We start from the raw sequence: 1,289 nt of genomic DNA, 5'->3' as shown, positions 1-1,289 counted from the left end.
GCGCGGTTGTAGCCGATCTGCAGGCGGCGCTGGATGTAGCTGGTGGAGGCCTTGCGGTCCCGCATCACCACCTGCACCGCCTGGTCGTAGAGGTCGGCACCCGCATCGATCCCGCCGCCCGCATAGGCCCCGGCATCGAAGATCGGCGCGTCGATCTCTTCGGCCTCGGCGGCCGCCGCCTTGTCGGCCTTGGAGGCCTTGGCCGGCTTCTCCTCGGGCGGGTTCTCGTCCACGGTGACGGCTTCAAGATAGGACGGCCGGCCCTGGCGCTTGAGATGGGCGACCACGCTCTCGACTTCCGAATCCGAGCAGAACGGGCCGTGGACGCGGGTGGTGCGCCCGCCGCCGGCCATGAACAGCATGTCGCCCTGGCCCAGCAGCTGCTCGGCGCCCATCTCTCCCAGAATCGTGCGGCTGTCGATCTTGGACGTGACCTGGAAGGAGATCCGGGTCGGGAAGTTCGCCTTGATCGTGCCGGTGATCACGTCCACCGAGGGACGCTGCGTCGCCATGATGAGGTGGATGCCGGCCGCGCGCGCCATCTGCGCCAGACGCTGGATCGCACCTTCGATGTCCTTGCCGGCCACCATCATCAGGTCGGCCATCTCGTCGACCACGATGACGATATAGGGCAGGGCCGAGAGGTCCATCTCCTCCGTCTCGAACACGGCCTGGCCGGTCTCGCGGTTGAAGCCGGTATGGATCTCGCGGGTGATGATCTCGCCCTTGGCCCGCGCTTCCGCCATCCGGGCATTGTAGCCGTCGATGTTGCGGACCGCGATCTTGGACATCTTCTTGTAGCGCTCCTCCATCTCGCGCACGGCCCATTTGAGGGCGATGACCGCCTTCTTCGGGTCGGTGACGACGGGGGAGAGCAGGTGCGGGATGCCGTCATAGACGGAGAGTTCCAGCATCTTGGGATCGACCATGATCAGGCGGCACTCTTCCGGCTTCATCCGGTAAAGCAGCGACAGGATCATCGTGTTGATGGCCACCGACTTGCCCGAACCGGTGGTGCCGGCAACGAGCAGATGGGGCATCTTGGCGAGATCGGCGATGATCGGCTCGCCGCCGATGTTCTTGCCGAGGCACAAAGCGAGCTTGTGCTTGCTGATGCAGAAATCGGCCGAGGACAGCAATTCGCGCAGGTAGACGGTCTCGCGGGTCTCGTTGGGCAGTTCGATGCCGATGACGTTGCGGCCGGGCACCACCGCCACGCGGGCCGAGACCGCCGACATGGAGCGGGCGATGTCGTCCGAGAGGCCGATGACGCGGCTCGACTTGGTGCC

Annotated in this window: 1 protein-coding gene; it reads right to left on the bottom strand. The window is 65.7% G+C overall.

The annotated features are described in order from the left end of the window. Positions 1-1,289 (bottom strand): DNA translocase FtsK (locus MBTS_RS22165; RefSeq protein WP_280529958.1); only part of this gene is annotated, 1,289 nt, incomplete at both ends.

Origin of the sequence: Methylobacterium bullatum (assembly GCF_014845095.1) — a bacterium.
Taxonomy (GTDB): domain Bacteria; phylum Pseudomonadota; class Alphaproteobacteria; order Rhizobiales; family Beijerinckiaceae; genus Methylobacterium; species Methylobacterium bullatum.
The sequence above is the reverse complement of the archived record's forward strand: the minus strand, read 5'-3'. Positions and strand labels throughout refer to the sequence as shown.